This window comes from Thalassospira sp. CH_XMU1448-2 (assembly GCF_037027285.1).
Classification (GTDB): Bacteria; Pseudomonadota; Alphaproteobacteria; order Rhodospirillales; family Thalassospiraceae; genus Thalassospira; species Thalassospira profundimaris_C.
This window is the reverse complement of record NZ_JAYMEA010000002.1, coordinates 893991-910843: the sequence shown is the minus strand read 5'-3', so window position 1 is coordinate 910843 and position 16853 is coordinate 893991. Positions and strand designations below refer to the sequence as shown.

General features: G+C 52.2%; 15 protein-coding genes. 13 read left to right on the top strand and 2 right to left on the bottom strand.

Features of this window, described 5'->3' with window-relative positions:
• Position 1: 1 nt before the first annotated feature.
• From WA318_RS11590 to WA318_RS11535, 12 genes are all read left to right on the top strand, one after another.
• On the top strand, positions 2 to 742 hold the full coding sequence (locus tag WA318_RS11590; protein WP_114097370.1) for an isoprenyl transferase: 741 nt from the start codon (positions 2 to 4) through the stop codon (positions 740 to 742).
• Positions 729 to 1547: a phosphatidate cytidylyltransferase gene (locus tag WA318_RS11585; RefSeq protein WP_258548644.1), complete on the top strand. Its 819-nt coding sequence runs from the start codon at positions 729 to 731 to the stop codon at positions 1545 to 1547. Before WA318_RS11590 ends, WA318_RS11585 begins: the two co-directional genes overlap by 14 nt.
• 38 nt (positions 1548 to 1585) lie before the next feature.
• Positions 1586 to 2746, top strand: a complete 1161-nt coding sequence (locus WA318_RS11580; protein ID WP_114097372.1) for a 1-deoxy-D-xylulose-5-phosphate reductoisomerase — start codon at positions 1586 to 1588, stop codon at positions 2744 to 2746.
• Between the two features lie 38 nt (positions 2747 to 2784).
• Positions 2785 to 3888 (top strand): RIP metalloprotease RseP, encoded by a 1104-nt coding sequence (rseP, locus tag WA318_RS11575; protein ID WP_336081212.1) that lies wholly within the window; start codon positions 2785 to 2787, stop codon positions 3886 to 3888.
• Between the two features lie 26 nt (positions 3889 to 3914).
• Positions 3915 to 6215, top strand: coding sequence for an outer membrane protein assembly factor BamA (bamA, locus tag WA318_RS11570; RefSeq protein ID WP_336081210.1), 2301 nt, complete (start codon positions 3915 to 3917; stop codon positions 6213 to 6215).
• The gene (locus WA318_RS11565) at positions 6215 to 6796 is read left to right on the top strand and encodes an OmpH family outer membrane protein (protein ID WP_336081208.1); all 582 of its coding nucleotides are present in this window, start codon (positions 6215 to 6217) and stop codon (positions 6794 to 6796) included. The genes bamA and WA318_RS11565 overlap by 1 nt, the downstream gene beginning before the upstream one ends.
• On the top strand, positions 6796 to 7815 hold the full coding sequence (gene lpxD, locus WA318_RS11560; protein ID WP_336081206.1) for a UDP-3-O-(3-hydroxymyristoyl)glucosamine N-acyltransferase: 1020 nt from the start codon (positions 6796 to 6798) through the stop codon (positions 7813 to 7815). Before WA318_RS11565 ends, lpxD begins: the two co-directional genes overlap by 1 nt.
• Before the next feature lie 11 nt (positions 7816 to 7826).
• Positions 7827 to 8276: a 3-hydroxyacyl-ACP dehydratase FabZ gene (gene fabZ, locus WA318_RS11555; RefSeq protein ID WP_114097377.1), complete on the top strand. Its 450-nt coding sequence runs from the start codon at positions 7827 to 7829 to the stop codon at positions 8274 to 8276.
• 2 nt (positions 8277 to 8278) lie between these two features.
• The gene (lpxA, locus tag WA318_RS11550) at positions 8279 to 9082 is read left to right on the top strand and encodes an acyl-ACP--UDP-N-acetylglucosamine O-acyltransferase (protein WP_114097378.1); all 804 of its coding nucleotides are present in this window, start codon (positions 8279 to 8281) and stop codon (positions 9080 to 9082) included.
• The gene (locus tag WA318_RS11545; protein ID WP_336081202.1) at positions 9063 to 9926 is read left to right on the top strand and encodes an LpxI family protein; all 864 of its coding nucleotides are present in this window, start codon (positions 9063 to 9065) and stop codon (positions 9924 to 9926) included. Before lpxA ends, WA318_RS11545 begins: the two co-directional genes overlap by 20 nt.
• Positions 9916 to 11082: a lipid-A-disaccharide synthase gene (gene lpxB, locus WA318_RS11540; RefSeq protein ID WP_336081200.1), complete on the top strand. Its 1167-nt coding sequence runs from the start codon at positions 9916 to 9918 to the stop codon at positions 11080 to 11082. Before WA318_RS11545 ends, lpxB begins: the two co-directional genes overlap by 11 nt.
• Positions 11083 to 11157: 75 nt before the next feature.
• A complete protein-coding gene (locus WA318_RS11535; RefSeq protein ID WP_114097381.1) occupies positions 11158 to 11598 on the top strand; it encodes a VOC family protein in 441 nt (146 codons plus the stop codon).
• A 107-nt stretch (positions 11599 to 11705) separates the two neighbouring features.
• Here the strand turns inward: WA318_RS11535 and WA318_RS11530 are convergent, their stop codons facing one another.
• On the bottom strand, positions 11706 to 13013 hold the full coding sequence (locus WA318_RS11530) for a citrate synthase (protein ID WP_114097382.1): 1308 nt from the start codon (positions 13011 to 13013) through the stop codon (positions 11706 to 11708).
• 111 nt (positions 13014 to 13124) lie between these two features.
• Positions 13125 to 14531 carry a glutamate--tRNA ligase gene (gltX, locus tag WA318_RS11525; protein WP_336081196.1) on the bottom strand — a complete coding sequence of 469 codons (1407 nt, stop codon included), beginning with the start codon at positions 14529 to 14531 and terminating at the stop codon, positions 13125 to 13127.
• A 159-nt stretch (positions 14532 to 14690) separates the two neighbouring features.
• Between gltX and WA318_RS11520 the strand changes: the two genes are divergently transcribed.
• Entirely contained in the window at positions 14691 to 16823 is a 2133-nt protein-coding gene (locus WA318_RS11520; RefSeq protein WP_336081194.1) for a ComEC/Rec2 family competence protein, read from the top strand.
• Positions 16824 to 16853 lie beyond the last annotated feature (30 nt).

Here is a 16853-nt window from a genome sequence, read left to right as displayed (position 1 = left end):
TATGGCTGTGTTTTCTTCGCAAACCCAACCTTCAGATACCCGGACGGTCCCACGTCATGTTGCTATCATTATGGATGGCAACGGGCGCTGGGCGCGTGGGCGTGGGCGCCCGCGTACCATGGGGCATCGTGCCGGTGTCGACGCTGTTCGTCGCACGATTGAAGCATCAGTCGCCCTTGGAATTGAGTATCTGACGCTTTACGGGTTTTCGACGGAAAACTGGAAGCGTCCGGAAAGTGAAGTCAGTGACCTGATGGGGCTGCTGCGTCTGTTTCTGAAGCGCGAGCTTGCGACATTGCATAAAAACGGTATCAAAATCCGTATCATCGGTGATAGGTCGCGCTTTGCTGATGATATTCGTGCATTGCTCGACAAGGCCGAAGAACAAACCAGCGGAAATACCCGTCTTAATCTGACGATTGCCTTGAGTTACGGGGCGCGTGCAGAGATTGCTCATGCCATGCGCGAGATCGCAAGAAAAGTGGCGGCAGGCGAAATCTCAGCCGATGCGATTACCGAAGATATCATCGAGCAAAATCTGTCAACAGTTGGCATTCCTGATCCGGATCTTTTGATCAGAACCAGTGGTGAACAACGCATCAGCAATTTCCTTTTGTGGCAGTCGGCTTACACTGAATTCATCTTTGAAGATGTTCTTTGGCCGGACTTTGACCGGGCCCATCTGGAAAAAGCGATAGATAACTTTGCCGGACGGGAGCGGCGTTTTGGTGCTGTCATCTGAAGCCGACCGTCTTAAAGATAATAATTCCGGATTGAAGCCGCGCATTCTTTCTGCGTTGGTTATGACGCCGGTGGCTATTGCTGCTGTGTGGTTCGGGGCACCTTATTTCGACATTCTGTTGTTCGTATTTTCCGCGGGCATGATGTGGGAATGGTCGCGCATGTGTGCTCCGAAATTTTCTAACGGCATTTCTGTTGTAGCGGCTGTTGCGCTTGGCGTTGCCATTCTGATGCAAGTTGCGGGACAAGATGAATTCATCGTGCTGCCGATCGCGATCAGCACAATTATTGCTGCTGCACGTGCAGGGCGAAACTGGCTTTTGGCCGGATTTGGTGTTCTGTATGTCTCGGTGGCAGCACTTGCGGCACTCTGGCTGCGCAATCAGGACCCTGATGGTCTTTTAACGATCATGTGGCTGTTCTTCCTTGTCTGGGCGACAGATACCGGCGGATACGCATTTGGCAAGACGATTGGCGGTCCGAAGCTTGCTCCGCGCTTCAGTCCCAAAAAAACCTGGGCTGGGCTGATCGGGGGGATGGTTTGTGCTGGTCTCATTGGTGCAATTGTAACCTATTTCAGTGCCGATCAGATCAACTGGAATATTGTCGGGGTCAGCATGGTTCTGGCTGTTGTTGCCCAAATTGGCGATCTTGGTGAGTCTGCGCTCAAACGCCACTTCAAGGTCAAAGACAGCAGCAATCTGATCCCTGGACATGGTGGTCTTCTTGATCGTGCTGACGGAATGCTTTCGGTGTTTCCGGTTGCGTTTATTATTATCTGTTTCGCAGGGCTTGCCTTGCGATAGGGCGGTCGAATCATCGATCGTTTTTTCACAGGTGTTTGATGACTTTGAAGAAATCCGTCAGCGTTTTTGGTGTTACCGGATCTATCGGGACCAGTACTGTTGATATTCTCAGGAACCACTCGGACAAATACAGCGTCGATGCCGTAACCGCGCATCGCAATGTTCAATCGCTGGCTTCTATCGCCAAAGATTTGAATGCCAGATGTGCTGTCATTGGCGATCCCGATCTTTTTCATGAACTGCGTGAAGCGCTGGCAGGTACCGATATCGAGGTAGGTGCTGGCGAAACCGCATTGATCGAGGCTGCCGAGCGTCCATCAGATATCGTTATTGCTGCAATCGTTGGTGCAGCGGGGCTAAAGCCGACATTGGCAGCCATTCGGCGGGGCGCACGGGTTGGATTGGCCAACAAGGAAACCTTGGTCTGTGCCGGCGCTCTGATGACGGCTGAGGTGGCAAAACACAATGCGACACTGATCCCGGTCGATTCCGAACACAGCGCAATTTTCCAGGTTCTTGAAGACAAAGCCGACAAACAAGTCGACCGCATTTTGCTGACTGCTTCCGGTGGACCTTTCCGCGAGCGGTCCTTGGTTGACATGAAATCTGTCACACGCAAGCAGGCGCTGGCGCATCCGAACTGGGAGATGGGGGCAAAAATTTCCATCGACTCTGCGACCATGATGAACAAGGGGCTGGAGCTGATCGAAGCCTGGCACCTGTTTCCGGTTGCTGAGGAGCGTATTGAAATTGTTGTTCATCCTCAGTCAGTTGTTCATAGTATGGTTGAATATTGCGACGGTTCTGTGCTGGCGCAACTGGGGTCTCCGGACATGCGCACGCCGATTGCCTATGCTCTTGCATGGCCGGATCGGATCAAGGTGGATGTACCGCGTCTTGATTTTGCCATGATCGGAAGCTTGAACTTCCAGAAACCCGATACCAATCGGTTTCCGGCTCTTCGTTTGGCACGTCAGGCCTTGCAGGAAGGTGGTACACTGCCTACTGTCCTGAACGGAGCAAACGAAGTTGCGGTCGAGGCCTTCCTGCAAGACAAGATCGGTTTTCTTGAAATTGCAGAAATTGTTGAGACCGTGATGGAAAAGATTGGTCGCGAAGACCTGACCAGTCTGAACCAGGTATTTGAAACAGATGCACTTGTGCGTCGGCAGACCGCAGCACATATCGCCGCTGTTTAAGTTAATTTCTCCGGTTTGACCGGATAAGGAACGTCTTGATGGAAACCTTGCTTGCCTTTCTTTTTGTACTTTCGGTTCTCGTCTTCGTTCACGAATACGGTCATTATTGGGTTGCCATCAAGAATGGTGTCAAGGTCGAAGCATTTTCCATCGGGTTCGGACCCGAACTTTTCGGTTGGAAAGACAAAAAGGGGACACGCTGGAAAGTCAGCCTGATCCCGCTTGGCGGCTATGTGAAAATGTTTGGCGACATGAACCCGGCCAGTGCCGGTCAGCGTGACGACCTGAACGCAGAGGAAGAAAAATACGCTTTCCATCACAAAGGTGTCGGTGCGCGCGCTGCTATTGTGTTTGCTGGCCCGCTTGCAAATTTTGTGTTTGCCATCATCGTTTTTACCTTCTTGTTTGCAGCTGTTGGACAGCAACGTGCTTTGCCGGTCGTCGGTGATGTTCTTGAAAACAGCCCTGCTGCAAGTGCCGGTTTGCTAAGTGATGATCAGGTCATCGCAATCAACGGTGCGACGGTCGAATGGTTCTCGGAACTTTCCGATATTGTACGCAACCATCCGGCGCAAACACTTGCGATAACGGTACTGCGTGATGGACAATCGCTCGAGCTCTCGGTAACTCCGGACTCTGTGACAGCGGATGAAAACGGTGTGACGCAGACATTTGGTCGTCTTGGTATTACGGCCGGTGCTTTTGATACCAGCCGTGACGGAGTGATAGAGGCGGTTGGGCGTGCTTTTGAAACAGCCTATTCTCTGACAACCCAGACCTTTTCTGCTCTTGGCGAGATGATCAGTGGTGACCGGGACAGTTCCGAACTTGGTGGCCCGATCCGGATCGCGCAAATGTCAGGGCAGGTCGCAGAGGGTGGTTTGGGGCCTCTCCTGTTCTTTATGGGCTATCTGTCGATCAGTTTGGGGTTGATCAATCTGATGCCGGTTCCGGTTCTGGATGGCGGGCATCTTGTGTTTTATGCGATTGAGGCAATTCGCGGTAAGCCATTGGGAGCAAAAGCACAAGAATATGGTTTCCGTATCGGCGCGGGTTTGGTATTCAGCTTAATCATTTTCGCAACGTGGAACGATTTGACGCAATTGGGTGTCTTTAGTTTCCTCAAAGGACTTGCTGGCTAATGTGTGACAGCAACAGGGGGGTTAACTTGCTGCGTAAGGTAAAAGCGGCCGCGTTAGTTGCGGCCCTTCTTGGCGGAACCGCGCCAGTGATCATTCCGGTGGCAGCATATGCCCAACAGAATTCAGGCCTGATTCGCGAAATTCAGGTCGAGGGTAACAACCGAATTGAAAGTGCGACCGTTAACGCATATCTGACGGTTGCGCCCGGAGACGCATATGATGCGCGTCAAATCAACACGTCGCTAAAGGCGCTGTTTTCCACCGGGCTGTTTGCCGATGTATCCTTCTCGTTCAATCAGGGGGTTCTGAAGGTTAATGTCGTTGAAAATCCGATCATCAACCGAATCGCCTTTGAGGGGAACAATCGTCTCAAGGATGATGTGCTGAGCGCAGAACTCCAGCTTCGCCCGCGGGTTGTTTACACCCGTACCAAAGTCCAGTCGGACGTCCAGCGTATTCTTGAACTGTATCGTCGTAGCGGTCGTTTTGCCGCCACTGTCGAGCCGAAAGTCATTCAGCTCGAACAGAACCGCGTCGATCTGGTCTTTGAAGTTGACGAGGGTGAGGCGACAGGTGTTCGCAAGATCAATTTCGTCGGTAACAAGGCATTCGATGATGGCGAACTTTCTGAAGTCATCCGAACCACCGAAAGTGCCTGGTGGAAAATCCTGACCTCGGACGACAACTATGATCCTGATCGTGTGACGTTTGATCGCGAACTGCTGCGCCGTTTCTACCTTTCCGCAGGCTATGCCGATTTCCAGGTTCTTTCATCTGTTGCGGAACTGACCCCGGATCGTTCGGACTTCTTCATTACCTACACTGTCAGTGAGGGGCAACGTTACCAGTTTGGTGATGTCAAGGTTGTCTCCCAGATCGATAAGATTGACGCTGATGCCTTGCTGCCTCTGATCGAGATCGAAAAGGGTGAGTGGTACAACGCGACCATGGTTGATGACGCGGTTGACGCCCTGACGACCAAAGTCGGCGACGAAGGCTATGCCTTCATTGATATTCGTCCGAGCGTTCAGCGTAACCGTGAAACAGGTACAATTGACCTGACATTTACGATTGCAGAGGGGCCGAAAGTATATGTCGAACGCATCAATGTGGTTGGTAACGTCCGTACGCTTGATGATGTTATTCGTCGCGAGTTCCGTCTGGTCGAAGGGGATGCTTTCAGTAGCTCCAAAATGAAACGCTCCAAGCAGCGCATTGAAAACCTTAACTTCTTTAAATCTGTTGATGTCAAAACCTTGCCAGGGAAGACACCGGATCAGACAATTCTTGAAGTGGATGTGGAAGAAAAATCGACCGGAGAATTCTCGATTGGTGCCGGATATGGAACGGACGATGGTGCGTTCGGTCAGCTGGGTATTCGTGAACGTAACCTTCTGGGTAAAGGTCAGGATCTGCGCTTGAACTTTACTTTGGGGTCATCAGATCAGCAGATCGATTTGTCGTTTACGGAGCCATATTTCCTGGATCGTGAAATTGCAGCCGGGTTTGACGTGTATCGTCGGGAAAAGGACAATCAGGACGAAAGCTCTTATGATGAAGAGCAGACTGGTGGTCGACTGCGTGCAGGATTTAAGTACACAGAAGATCTATCGCACTCTTTCCGATATACGCTTGAGCAGAACAGCTACTCAAATATCAATCGGGCTGACGCATCACGTCTGTTGCTTTCCGAAGATTCTGAATTTATTGAGTCATCTGTCGGCCACACGCTGACCTACGATAAACGCGATAGCTCTGTTGCGCCAACAGAGGGCTACTTTGGACGGTTGTCCAATGATTTTGCCGGATTGGGTGGCGATGAGACTTATCTGCGGACGCGTTTGGAAGGCGGATATTATTATCCGCTGGACCGCGAACATGAATGGGTTCTCTCGACCCGTGCCGGGACCGGTTATATCTTTGGTATCGGCGATGATACACGTATCTCGCAACGCTTTATGGTTGGTGGTGCGAACCTGCGTGGTTTTGAATCTGCTGGTGTTGGCCCGCGTGATGTCGCGACAGACGATGCCTTGGGCGGCAATATGTACTACACTGGTACTGTTCAGATGGACTTCCCGCTTGGATTACCATCAGAATTTGCACTGAAGGGACGCATTTTCAGTGACTTTGGTTCATCCGAAGGTGTTGACGGTGCGCGCCCTGGTGAAGTGAATGACACTGGGTCCATTCGTGGGTCTGTTGGCTTTGGTGTTGGTTGGGAGTCGCCATTCGGTCCGATTGGTGTCGACCTTTCGCAGGCCATCCTGAAAGAAGATTACGATAAAGAGGAAGTGTTCCGACTTAACTTCGGAACCAGATTCTAATGATTATCATGAAGTCGCTTCAGAAACTGCTTGTCGCATCCGCTCTTGTATGTGGTGTTTTTACGACATCTTATGTATCTGCGCAGGAAACCCCGAATCCTGAAACCATGGCGTCCGTCATGATCGTCGACTATGCGGGGATCATGCGTGAGGCATCAGCTATGCAGGATGTCAAAAAGCAAATCCGCGAACGGCAGATAACCTATCAGCAAGATATAGAGACCCGTCAGCAAGCGCTGCGTGAAGAAGAAAAGCAGCTTGCCCAGCAACGAACCCTGCTCGCGGCAGATGTTCATCAGGAAAAGCAAAAACAGTTTCAGCAAAAGGTAGCTGCATTCCAGAAATTTGCCCAAGGGCGCAGCCGCGTTCTCGATCAGGCTCTTGCTGAGAGTCAGGCAACCTTTCAGAAAGCTTTGAATGACGTTATTGCAGGTTTGGCCGAAGAACGACGTGCAACGCTGGTTTTGCATCAGGCGCAGGTGATCATCTTTGCCAATGCGATGAATGCCAGCAAGGAAGTGTTTGACCGGATTAACAAAAAAGTTCCGACGATCAAGGTTGAGTTCAAGGAAGGGTCCTGATGGCTGATACGCGTTTCTTTCGTCGCAAGGGACCTTTCAGCGTCGCTGAAATTGCGGAGCTGACTGGCGCAGAGGTTTTGAATGCACCTGACAAAGCGCGTGTCTTTGACGATGTGTCACCACTGCAAAATGCTGATGACTCAATTCTGAGCTTCCTTGATAACCGCAAATATATCGATGCCTTTGTCAACAGCAAGGCTGGGGCATGTTTCATTCGGCCAGAATTTGCAGATCGTGCCCCGGAAGACATGGTTCTGTTCACAACCAATGATCCATATCGAGCCTATGCAAAGGCAGCGACCGCTTTTTATCCGTTCGAGACAGGCAATGGTTCGATTTCTGACCGTGCTTTCATTGATCCGACGGCAAAGCTTGGCAAAGGTGTGCAGGTCGATGCCGGTGCAGTGATCAGTGCCAATTGTGAAATCGGCGATGGGACCATCATTGCATCGAATGCGGTAATCGGCGAGGGGGTTGTCATCGGGGCTGGATGTAAGGTCGGTGCCAACGCATCGATTAGCCACAGTCTGATAGGAAATCTTTGTCTGATTTATCCGGGTGCCCGGATCGGGCAGGACGGTTTTGGTTTTGCCATGGGGCCGCAAGGCCATGTGAAGGTGCCGCAGCTTGGGCGTGTCGTTATCGGTAATGACGTTGAAGTTGGCGCCAACAGCACGATTGACCGTGGTGCAGGGCCTGATACCGTCATCGGTAATGGGTGCCGTATCGACAATCTGGTACAAATCGGCCATAACGTCGAGCTCGGCATGGGCTGCGTTGTCGTCTCGCAAGTAGGTATTTCCGGCTCGACAAAGCTTGGGAATTTCGTTGTGCTGGCGGGGCAGGTCGGCGTGGCCGGGCATCTTGAAATTGGCGATGGTGTCAAAGTTGCCGCGCAATCAGGTGTCATGAGAAATATCGGACCGGGGGAAACAGTGGGCGGAAGTCCTGCCGTTCCGGTCATGGAATATCATAAACAGACAGTGGCCTTGTCCCGTCTGGTACGAAAAAAGAAATAAGGGCTACACACATGACCGAACTGGTAAGTGTTGATATTCAGCGCATTCTGGAAATGATCCCGCATCGTTATCCGTTTTTGTTGATTGATAAAGTTATCGATATTGCGGTTGATGAATCCGCAACCGGCATCAAAAACGTCACGATGAATGAACCGCAATTTACTGGTCATTTTCCGCAGCAGCCGATTATGCCGGGCGTTCTGATCATTGAAAGCATGGCCCAGACCGCTGCTATTCTGGTTGTCCAGACCCTTGGCGAGGACGCAGAGGGCAAACTGGTCTATTTCATGAGCATCGATAACGCACGTTTCCGCAAACCGGTAACGCCCGGTGATGTGATGCATATCCATGTGACGAAGAAACAAAGCCGTGGTCCGGTCTGGAAATTTGAAAGCCAGGTCAAGGTGGACGGGCAGGTCGTTGCCGAGGCAACCATTGCCGCGATGATCCGGGATAACTGATAATGTCAAAAGTACATCCAACCGCCGTTGTCGAAGATGGCGCGCAGATAGGTCAGGATGTCGAAATCGGACCTTATAGTGTTATTGGTCCGAACGTTGTCTTGGGTGATCGTGTCAAGCTGCATAGCCATGTTGCTGTCGCTGGTCACACGACCCTTGGCGAAGAATGCGAAGTTTACCCGTTTGCTTCTGTCGGGCATGCGCCCCAGGATCTGAAGTTCAAGGGTGAGCAAAGCCGTTTGATCGTTGGAAAGCGGACAAAAATCCGTGAAGGGGCCACCCTTAATCCCGGTACCGAAGGTGGCGGGATGGAAACAACGATCGGTGACGATTGCCTGTTGATGACGGGTGCCCATGTTGGCCATGACTGCCATGTCGGCAACCATTGCATTCTGGTCAATAACGGTACCTTGGCCGGTCATGTGGTTGTTGAAGATTTTGCAATTGTTGGCGGTCTTTCGGCGGTACATCAGTTCGTTCGCATCGGAAGACATGCGATGATCGGTGGCATGACCGGTGTCGAAAGCGACGTCATTCCCTATGGTTCGGTGATCGGGAACCGCGCATACCTTTCGGGCTTGAATATTGTCGGCCTGAAACGTCGTGGTTTTGACCGCGAAACCATTCATTCCCTGCGTAAGGCATATCGTTTGCTGTTTGCTCAGGAAGGTACGTTGGCTGAACGCGTTGAAGAGGTCGCAAAGGACTTCGAAGGTGTCGGTCCGGTCATGGAAATTATCAACTTCCTCAAAGCGGAAAGCATGCGTTCCGTGTGCACACCGAAATATGACAGCTCCGCAGGATAATCCGCAACCAAAGCTGGGGATTATTGCTGGGGGCGGTGCGCTTCCAGCCCGCTTGGCTTCTGCAGCGCAGACAGCCGGGCGGGCTGTTTTCGTTATTAAGCTTGATGGTCATGCCGATGATCCCGCGCTCGACGAGTATCCCAACGTGTCGACAAGGCTTGGTGCTGCGGCCAAAATCCTTGATGCCATGCGTGCAAATGAGTGCCGCGATGTCGTGCTGGCCGGAAAGGTCGCACGCCCGAGTTTCTCGGCAATCCGTCCCGACTGGCGCGCTGCCAAGCTTTTGATGAAGGTTGGCATGAGGGCACTTGGCGATGACGGGTTGCTTCGGCTCGTTGGAGAAGAGCTTGAACGTGAAGGCTTTCGTCTGGTCGGTGCGCATGACATCCTGACGGATCTTGCCGTGTCCGAGGGCGTTCTGGGGGCAATTGCACCTGATGATCAGGCCATCAGCGACGCAAGGCGTGGTCTTTCTGTGGCGCGCATTCTTGGTCAGGCCGATGTTGGACAGGGATGTGTGGTTCAACAGGGCCTTGTGCTTGCGCTTGAAGCCATTGAAGGCACTGACGAGATGGTTCGGCGTTCCGCAAAATATCGGCGTGAAGGCGTTGGAGGGGTTCTGGTAAAAGCCTCAAAACCACAGCAGGACAAACGCCTTGATCTTCCGGCTATCGGCCTGACAACCATCGAAGAAGCGCATCTGGCCGGCCTGCGTGGCATTGCACTCCTTGCCGGTGGTACAATGATTATTGATCGTGCTGCGGTTATTGCCCGTGCAGACGCGCTTGGCATATTTGTGCTTGGCCTCGGCGATGAGGACGGAGAAACAAACCATGGCGTCTGAAAATACGTCAGGTGGCCCGAAAATCATGCTTGTGGCGGGCGAAGCCTCCGGTGATCAGCTTGGCGGTCGTCTTATGGCTGCGATCAAGCGTCAGGAACCCGGTGTGCGTTTTATCGGTGTTGGCGGTCCAAGGATGGAGGGCGAGGGGCTTCAAAGCCTGTTCCCGATGAATGAAATGTCGGTGATGGGCCTGACAGAGGTTATCCCGCATATTCCGCACCTGCTGAAACGTATCGCGCAAACGGCAGACTTCGCCAAAAGCGAGAAACCTGACGCTGTTGTGACGATTGATGCCCCGGATTTCAGTTTCCGGGTCGGGAAAAAGCTCAAGGGCAAAGGCATTCCGCTTATTCACTATGTTGCCCCGTCTGTTTGGGCCTGGCGTGAAGGGCGGGCAAAGAAAATTGCAGGGTTTCTCGACCATCTTTTGGCGCTTTTGCCGTTTGAGCCGCCCTACTTTGAAAAAGAAGGTCTGCCAACGACCTTTATCGGCCACTCAGCTGTTGAAGAGCGCCATGATGGTAACGTGGATCGTTTTCGGGCCAATCACGGTCTGGACGCGAATAAACGCCTGCTGGCAGTGCTGCCCGGAAGTCGTAACTCCGAAGTAAAGAGATTGCTGCCGGTCTTTCGCCAGGTGATCGAGGCAATCGCCCGGAAATACCCTGATGCCCGCATTGTGGTTCCCACGGTCAGCAAGGTTGCTGATACCGTGACCGAAGAAATGAAAAGCTGGCCCTTGGCACCGATCGTTGTGGCCACGGATCAGGAACGTCATGACGCGTTTGCTGCAGCCGATTGCGCCTTGGCCGCATCAGGTACGGTGTCGCTGGAACTGGCAATCTCCGGTGTTCCCCATGTGATTGCCTATCAGGTTAATGCCATAACCGGCTGGATTGCCAAACGCCTGATCAAGATTGATACGGTGACAATCGTTAATCTTGTTCTGGGACGTAAACTGATCCCCGAATTCCTGCAGGAAAATTGCAAGGCGAAGAACATCATCCCGGTGCTTGATGCCCTTTTGGGGGATAACCCTACCCGGGAACAGCAAAAATCAGGCTTTGATGAAGCATGCAGGATGCTTGGCTTTGGGGATCGGGCACCCAGCGAAAAAGCTGCCGAACAGATTCTCGACATTATCGCGAAAAAATAACGGCTAACGACTGGTATCAGGCGTGGAATGCATTTAGTTTCAGGTCATTGATCAATCCATAACGGAGACGTTGTTATGCGTTATTTGCACACGATGGTGCGCGTCGAGAATGTCGATGAGTCGCTGAAATTCTATTGCGATCTTCTGGGCATGAGCGAGACTCGCCGCATCGAAAGCGAAAAGGGGCGTTTCACCCTGATTTATCTGGCCCCGTCAGCTGATGTAGAGAATGCCAAGGCAAACAAGGCTCCTGAACTCGAACTGACCTACAACTGGGACCCCGAGAGCTATTCGGGCGGTCGCAATTTTGGTCATTTGGCCTATGAAGTTGATGACATCTATGCAACTTGCCAGAAACTGATGGATGCCGGGGTAACGATCAATCGTCCCCCGCGTGATGGTCATATGGCATTTGTACGTTCGCCAGACGGAATTTCAATCGAGTTCCTTCAGAAAGGTGAGAGCCTTGCACCGGCAGAGCCATGGGTAAGCATGGAAAACACCGGAAGCTGGTAAGTTTTGAGAGTTCGTTTTACCGGTAACACTGGTTGAGAAACACGAAAAGGCCCGGATTTCTCCGGGCCTTTTTGCTTTGATCTGGCAAAGATCGCTGTCGGGACGACTTAGCGTTTGTCGACCGGAACGAACGGACGTTCTGCGACACCGGTGAACAGCTGACGCGGGCGGCCGATTTTCTGCGACGGATCTTCGATCATTTCTTTCCACTGGGCGATCCAGCCGACGGTACGTGCAACCGCGAACAGCACGGTGAACATGCTGACCGGAATGCCCATCGCCTTGAAGATGATGCCCGAATAGAAGTCGACGTTCGGATAGAGTTTCTTCTCGATGAAGTACTCGTCTTCACGTGCAATACGTTCGAGTTCCTGGGCAACATCAAGAAGCGGATCCTTGATGTTGAGTTCCTTGAGAACTTCGTGGCAGGTTTCCTGCATGACCTTGGCGCGCGGATCGTAGTTTTTGTAAACGCGGTGACCAAAGCCCATCAGACGGAACGGATCGTTCTTGTCTTTTGCTTTTGCAACGAATTCCGGGATGTTTTTCACATCGCCGATTTCGTTGAGCATAACCAGAACGGCTTCGTTCGCACCACCATGTGCCGGACCCCAAAGGGACGCGATACCAGCAGCGATACATGCAAACGGGTTTGCACCAGACGAACCGGCAAGGCGTACGGTCGAGGTCGAAGCATTCTGTTCGTGGTCAGCATGAAGGATCAGAATACGATCCATTGCTTTGGCCAGAACCGGGTTAACTTCGTATTCTTCGCACGGGTTGCCAAACATCATCTGAAGGAAGTTTTCAGCAAAGCCCAGCTTGTTGTTCGGATAGCGGAACGGCTGACCGATCGAATATTTGTATGCCATCGCAGCAATGGTCGGCATTTTCGCGATCAGGCGATAAGCCGAGATCAGGCGCTGCTGCGGGTCATTGATGTCGGTGCTGTCATGATAGAATGCAGACATTGCGCCAACAACGCCACACATGATAGCCATCGGATGCGCATCACGGCGGAAGCCGTTATAGAAATTGCGCATCTGCTCATGCACCATGGTGTGCATGGTGATGTCGTTTTCGAACTGCGCTTTCTGGGTGGCATTCGGCAGCTCACCGTAAAGCAGCAAGTGGCAAACTTCGAGGAAGTCGGAGTTTTCTGCAAGGTCATCAATTGCATAACCACGGTGACGAAGGATACCAACGTCGCCATCAATGTAGGTCAGCTCGGACTGGCAGGAGCCGGTCGAAGTGAAGCCCGGATCATACGTAAAAAATCCAGTTTCAGCATACAGCTTCCGAATGTCGATAACAGACGGGCCTACGCTACCCTCAATCACCGGCATCTCGATCGACTTGCCAGTGGCATTGTCGGTCAGTGTTACGGTGTGGGAAGTCTTGGAATTCTGAGCCATGACTTATTTTTCCTTCCCTGTTTGAACGAACACGGTTTCAAGTTGGGTGCAGCATAATGCTGCGGCGCATTAAGCGCAAATAGACTATTAGTTTTTTATAATTCGCTGTTGTTATACATCGAAATGTCGAATGCGTTTCAGCGTTTGCTCTTTGCCAAGCACGATCATTACTTCGAAGATGCCTGGAGAAGAATTGGAGCCGGTAAGCACCGCCCGCAAGGGCTGTGCAACTTTTCCGAGTTTAAGATCAAGTTTTTCGGCAGTTGCACGAACACTTGCGTCAACGTTCTCTTCGGTCCAGCTTTCAAGCGCTTCAAGGCTGTTGGCCAGTTCTGCGAACAAACCTTCAGGTGCGCTATCAATCAGGGACTGGGCTTTCTCGTTAACGGACGTAATGCCATCTGTAACGTAGAAGGCCGAAGATTCGGCGAGCTCAATAAGTGTCTTGGCCCTTTCTTTAAGGCCTGCCATGCCATTGATCAAGATTTCTTTTTGCGCTGCATCAATTGCATCAATACCAGCAAGGGCTGCAACCCGTTGGGAAATCTCGTCTACAAGCCGTTTGTCATCGGCCTGACGCAAGTAAATTCCGTTCAGGTTTGTCAGCTTTGCGAAGTCGAAACGCGACGCGCCCTTACCAACATCCTTGACGTCAAACCACTCGATTGCCTGTTCCTGGCTGATGACCTCGTCGTCACCATGGCCCCAGCCAAGGCGCAGCAGATAGTTGTTCAGCGCTTCGGGAAGGAAGCCCATTTCGTCGCGATAGGCGTCAACACCCAGTGCACCGTGACGCTTGGACAGTTTTGCACCATCCGGGCCATGGATCAGCGGGATATGAGCAAAGGTAGGAACGTCCCAACCCATTGCGTCATAAAGCGCTTTCTGCCGGAAGGCATTGGTCAGGTGGTCGTCCCCACGAATGACGTTGGTCACACCCATATCATGGTCATCAACAACAACCGAAAGCATATAGGTCGGGGTTCCGTCACCGCGCAGGATGACATAGTCGTCAAGCTGTTCGTTTGCGACGCGAACTTCGCCCTGAACCTGATCATTGATCACGACATCGCCTTCCTGCGGCGCCTTGAGACGAACCACCGGCTTGACGCCAGCAGGGGCCTCGGACGGATCGCGATCACGCCAGGTGCCGTCATATTTCATAGGGCGGCCTTCAGCACGGGCTTTCTCGCGCATGGCGGTCAGTTCTTCGGGCGTGCAATAGCAAAGATATGCCTTGCCGGCATCAAGCAATTGTTGGGCGACTTCTGCATGGCGGTCGCGACGGGCAAACTGGAAAGTCGGTTCTTCGTCAGCGGTCAGGCCAAGCCAGTTCAGGCCGTCAAAAATGGCCTCTACGGCCTCGGGCGTTGAACGTTCGCGGTCAGTGTCTTCGATGCGCAGCAAGAATTTGCCGCCGGTGTGTTTGGCATAAAGCCAGTTATACAGGGCGGTGCGTGCGCCGCCGATATGTAAAAACCCTGTCGGGGACGGGGCAAAACGGGTAACAACCGTCATTCAATCTATCCGTTATCTGGATGTTGTCGCTTGTCGTATGGACTTTTGGCGTGCAGGCTATAGCACAAATGACACGCTGTTGCACCACAGCCGATGTTAGATAGAAACAATGCTCAGGGCGGGCTATTGGACATTCGTCGTAATACTTTTATAAGAAGTATGAAAAAACAAAGGCTTGTGGGGGATTTCTCGCAAGTCATATTTGTTGTTACAAGCCAAAGAAATAAATGGTTTCTGTCATCGGTCCTCTTCTTTGGGTTGGGATGTGCGCTATATTTCTTGCTTCCTGCGCGCATTGCAGCATCAGAGATTGGCGTCGGAATGATTCTTTCTGGCTGCGCATTCTGGATGACCCGGCGGATCGCGATTGTTGCTTTCACCCTGCAGTTGCAAACAAGCTTGATGGCGGGGTTCCTCACAAGTGCCATTCACACGGATATTGGTCCGCAAAATATTCTGACCAAGACGCTTTATGCGACCGAAATCACCGGCACTGTTATCAATATTGAACCACGCGAAAATCGACTTCGGGTCACACTTGAACCATCTGCCATAACAGGACTGGCAGATGGGGAGTACGACTGGAAAGTCAGATTAAGTTTTCTGGGCGACAGCAAGTTTTCTATCGGCGATCAGGTGCAGGTCAAGGCAAGGTTATTTCCGCTTCGCCCGCCAGCGGTTCCCGGTGATCCAGATTTCGCGCGTAACCTTTACTTTAGCGGGATCGGCGCAACCGGTTTTGCATTCGGACGACAGTTTCAGGTCTTGGCTGAGGATAAAGATTATAAAAACAATGAATTATGGAACTTTATTGAGGAAGCGCGTCAGTCTGTTTCTCAAACGATCAGCCACTATCTGAGTGCTCCCGAAGCCGGAATAGCCAAGGCACTTATCATTGGTGAACGGGGTGAAGTCACCCCCGATATAACCGAAGACTTACGGAAGTCGGGGCTTGCCCATCTTTTGGCGATTTCCGGACTGCATATGGGATTGTTGTGTGGAACGGTGTTTTTTCTGTTCCGGTTTTGCCTGGCTGCTATTCCACGCATTGCATTGCGCTATCCGATAAAAAAATGGGCGGCGGTAGTTGCTGCCTTGTCAGGGCTGATTTATCTTGGATTGTCCGGGGCAACAGTGCCCACGCAACGTGCCTTTATCATGTTGCTGGTTGTCTGGATCGCCTTGTTGCTTGATCGCCGCGCCATTTCGTTACGCTTGGTCGGTGTTGCGGCTATTGTCGTTTTGATCTTGCGTCCCGATGCCGTTCTGGGGGCCAGCTTTCAGCTGTCCTTTGCTGCTGTTGGTGCGTTGGTGGCGTTCTATGACGGGCCCGGCCGTCGATGGCTTGATCGTCAGGGTATGAGCCCCTGGTATGTCCGTATCGTGATCTATATCGCTGGATTGCTGGTCACCGGCATCATTGTTACAGCAGTGACGGCACCGATAATCGGGTTCCATTTCGGACGCATTTCGATGCTGGGGATTGTTGCCAACCTGATTGCCATCCCGGTGATGGCATTCTGGGTGATGCCGTTGATCGTTGCGACACTTATATTGATCCCGGTCGGGCTGGGCGGTGTCACACTTGCCTTGATGAAACCCGGGCTTGCCGTCCTGATCAGGACGGCCTCCATCGTCGCCGATCAGGAATGGGGGCTTTGGTACGTTTCGGGGCTGAGCTTTATCGCAGTTTCCTGCTTGTTGCTGGCACTTTCCTGGGCGATGATCTGGCGTGACAGGGCCGCCATTATTCTGGGTGTCCCGCTTTTACTGATTGCTGTGTTTGCGCAATGGCAACATCAAAGCCCGAATATTCTGGTGTCAGGTGATCGTGAAAACTGGGCTGTCTTCGATCCGGATGACGGTGTCCTTTATATTCCCGACGGGCTTGGTGAGTTTCAAAAATCGGTCTGGATGAGCCGCTTCGGCATGCGACGTGAGGATGAAGACCGCTACGTCAAAACCTGTGATACGGATCCGTGTCTGGTCGGGATTGGCGCGGACAGTGCCAAGACAAACATCATCATTGCAAGCAAGCTTCTCAACCCGTTTTATGCCTGTCGGAATGCCGAGATTGTCATCAGTCTGACAACAGATCTGCCAAGGCAAAGCTGTCAGGATGCCGGGGCGCAGCACATGATTGATGACGATGTCTTGTGGTGGCAAGGTGGCGTGGCGTTAAGCGCAGGCAGCAAAGATAGCGATGAAATATCACTGCAAACAGTGCGCGCAACATCCGGACACTGGCCTTGGGTCATCGTCGCGCAAAAGGCGGGACGTGCAGCGCGATGAAACAGTTCTTCGAAGTTAAAAAAAACGCCC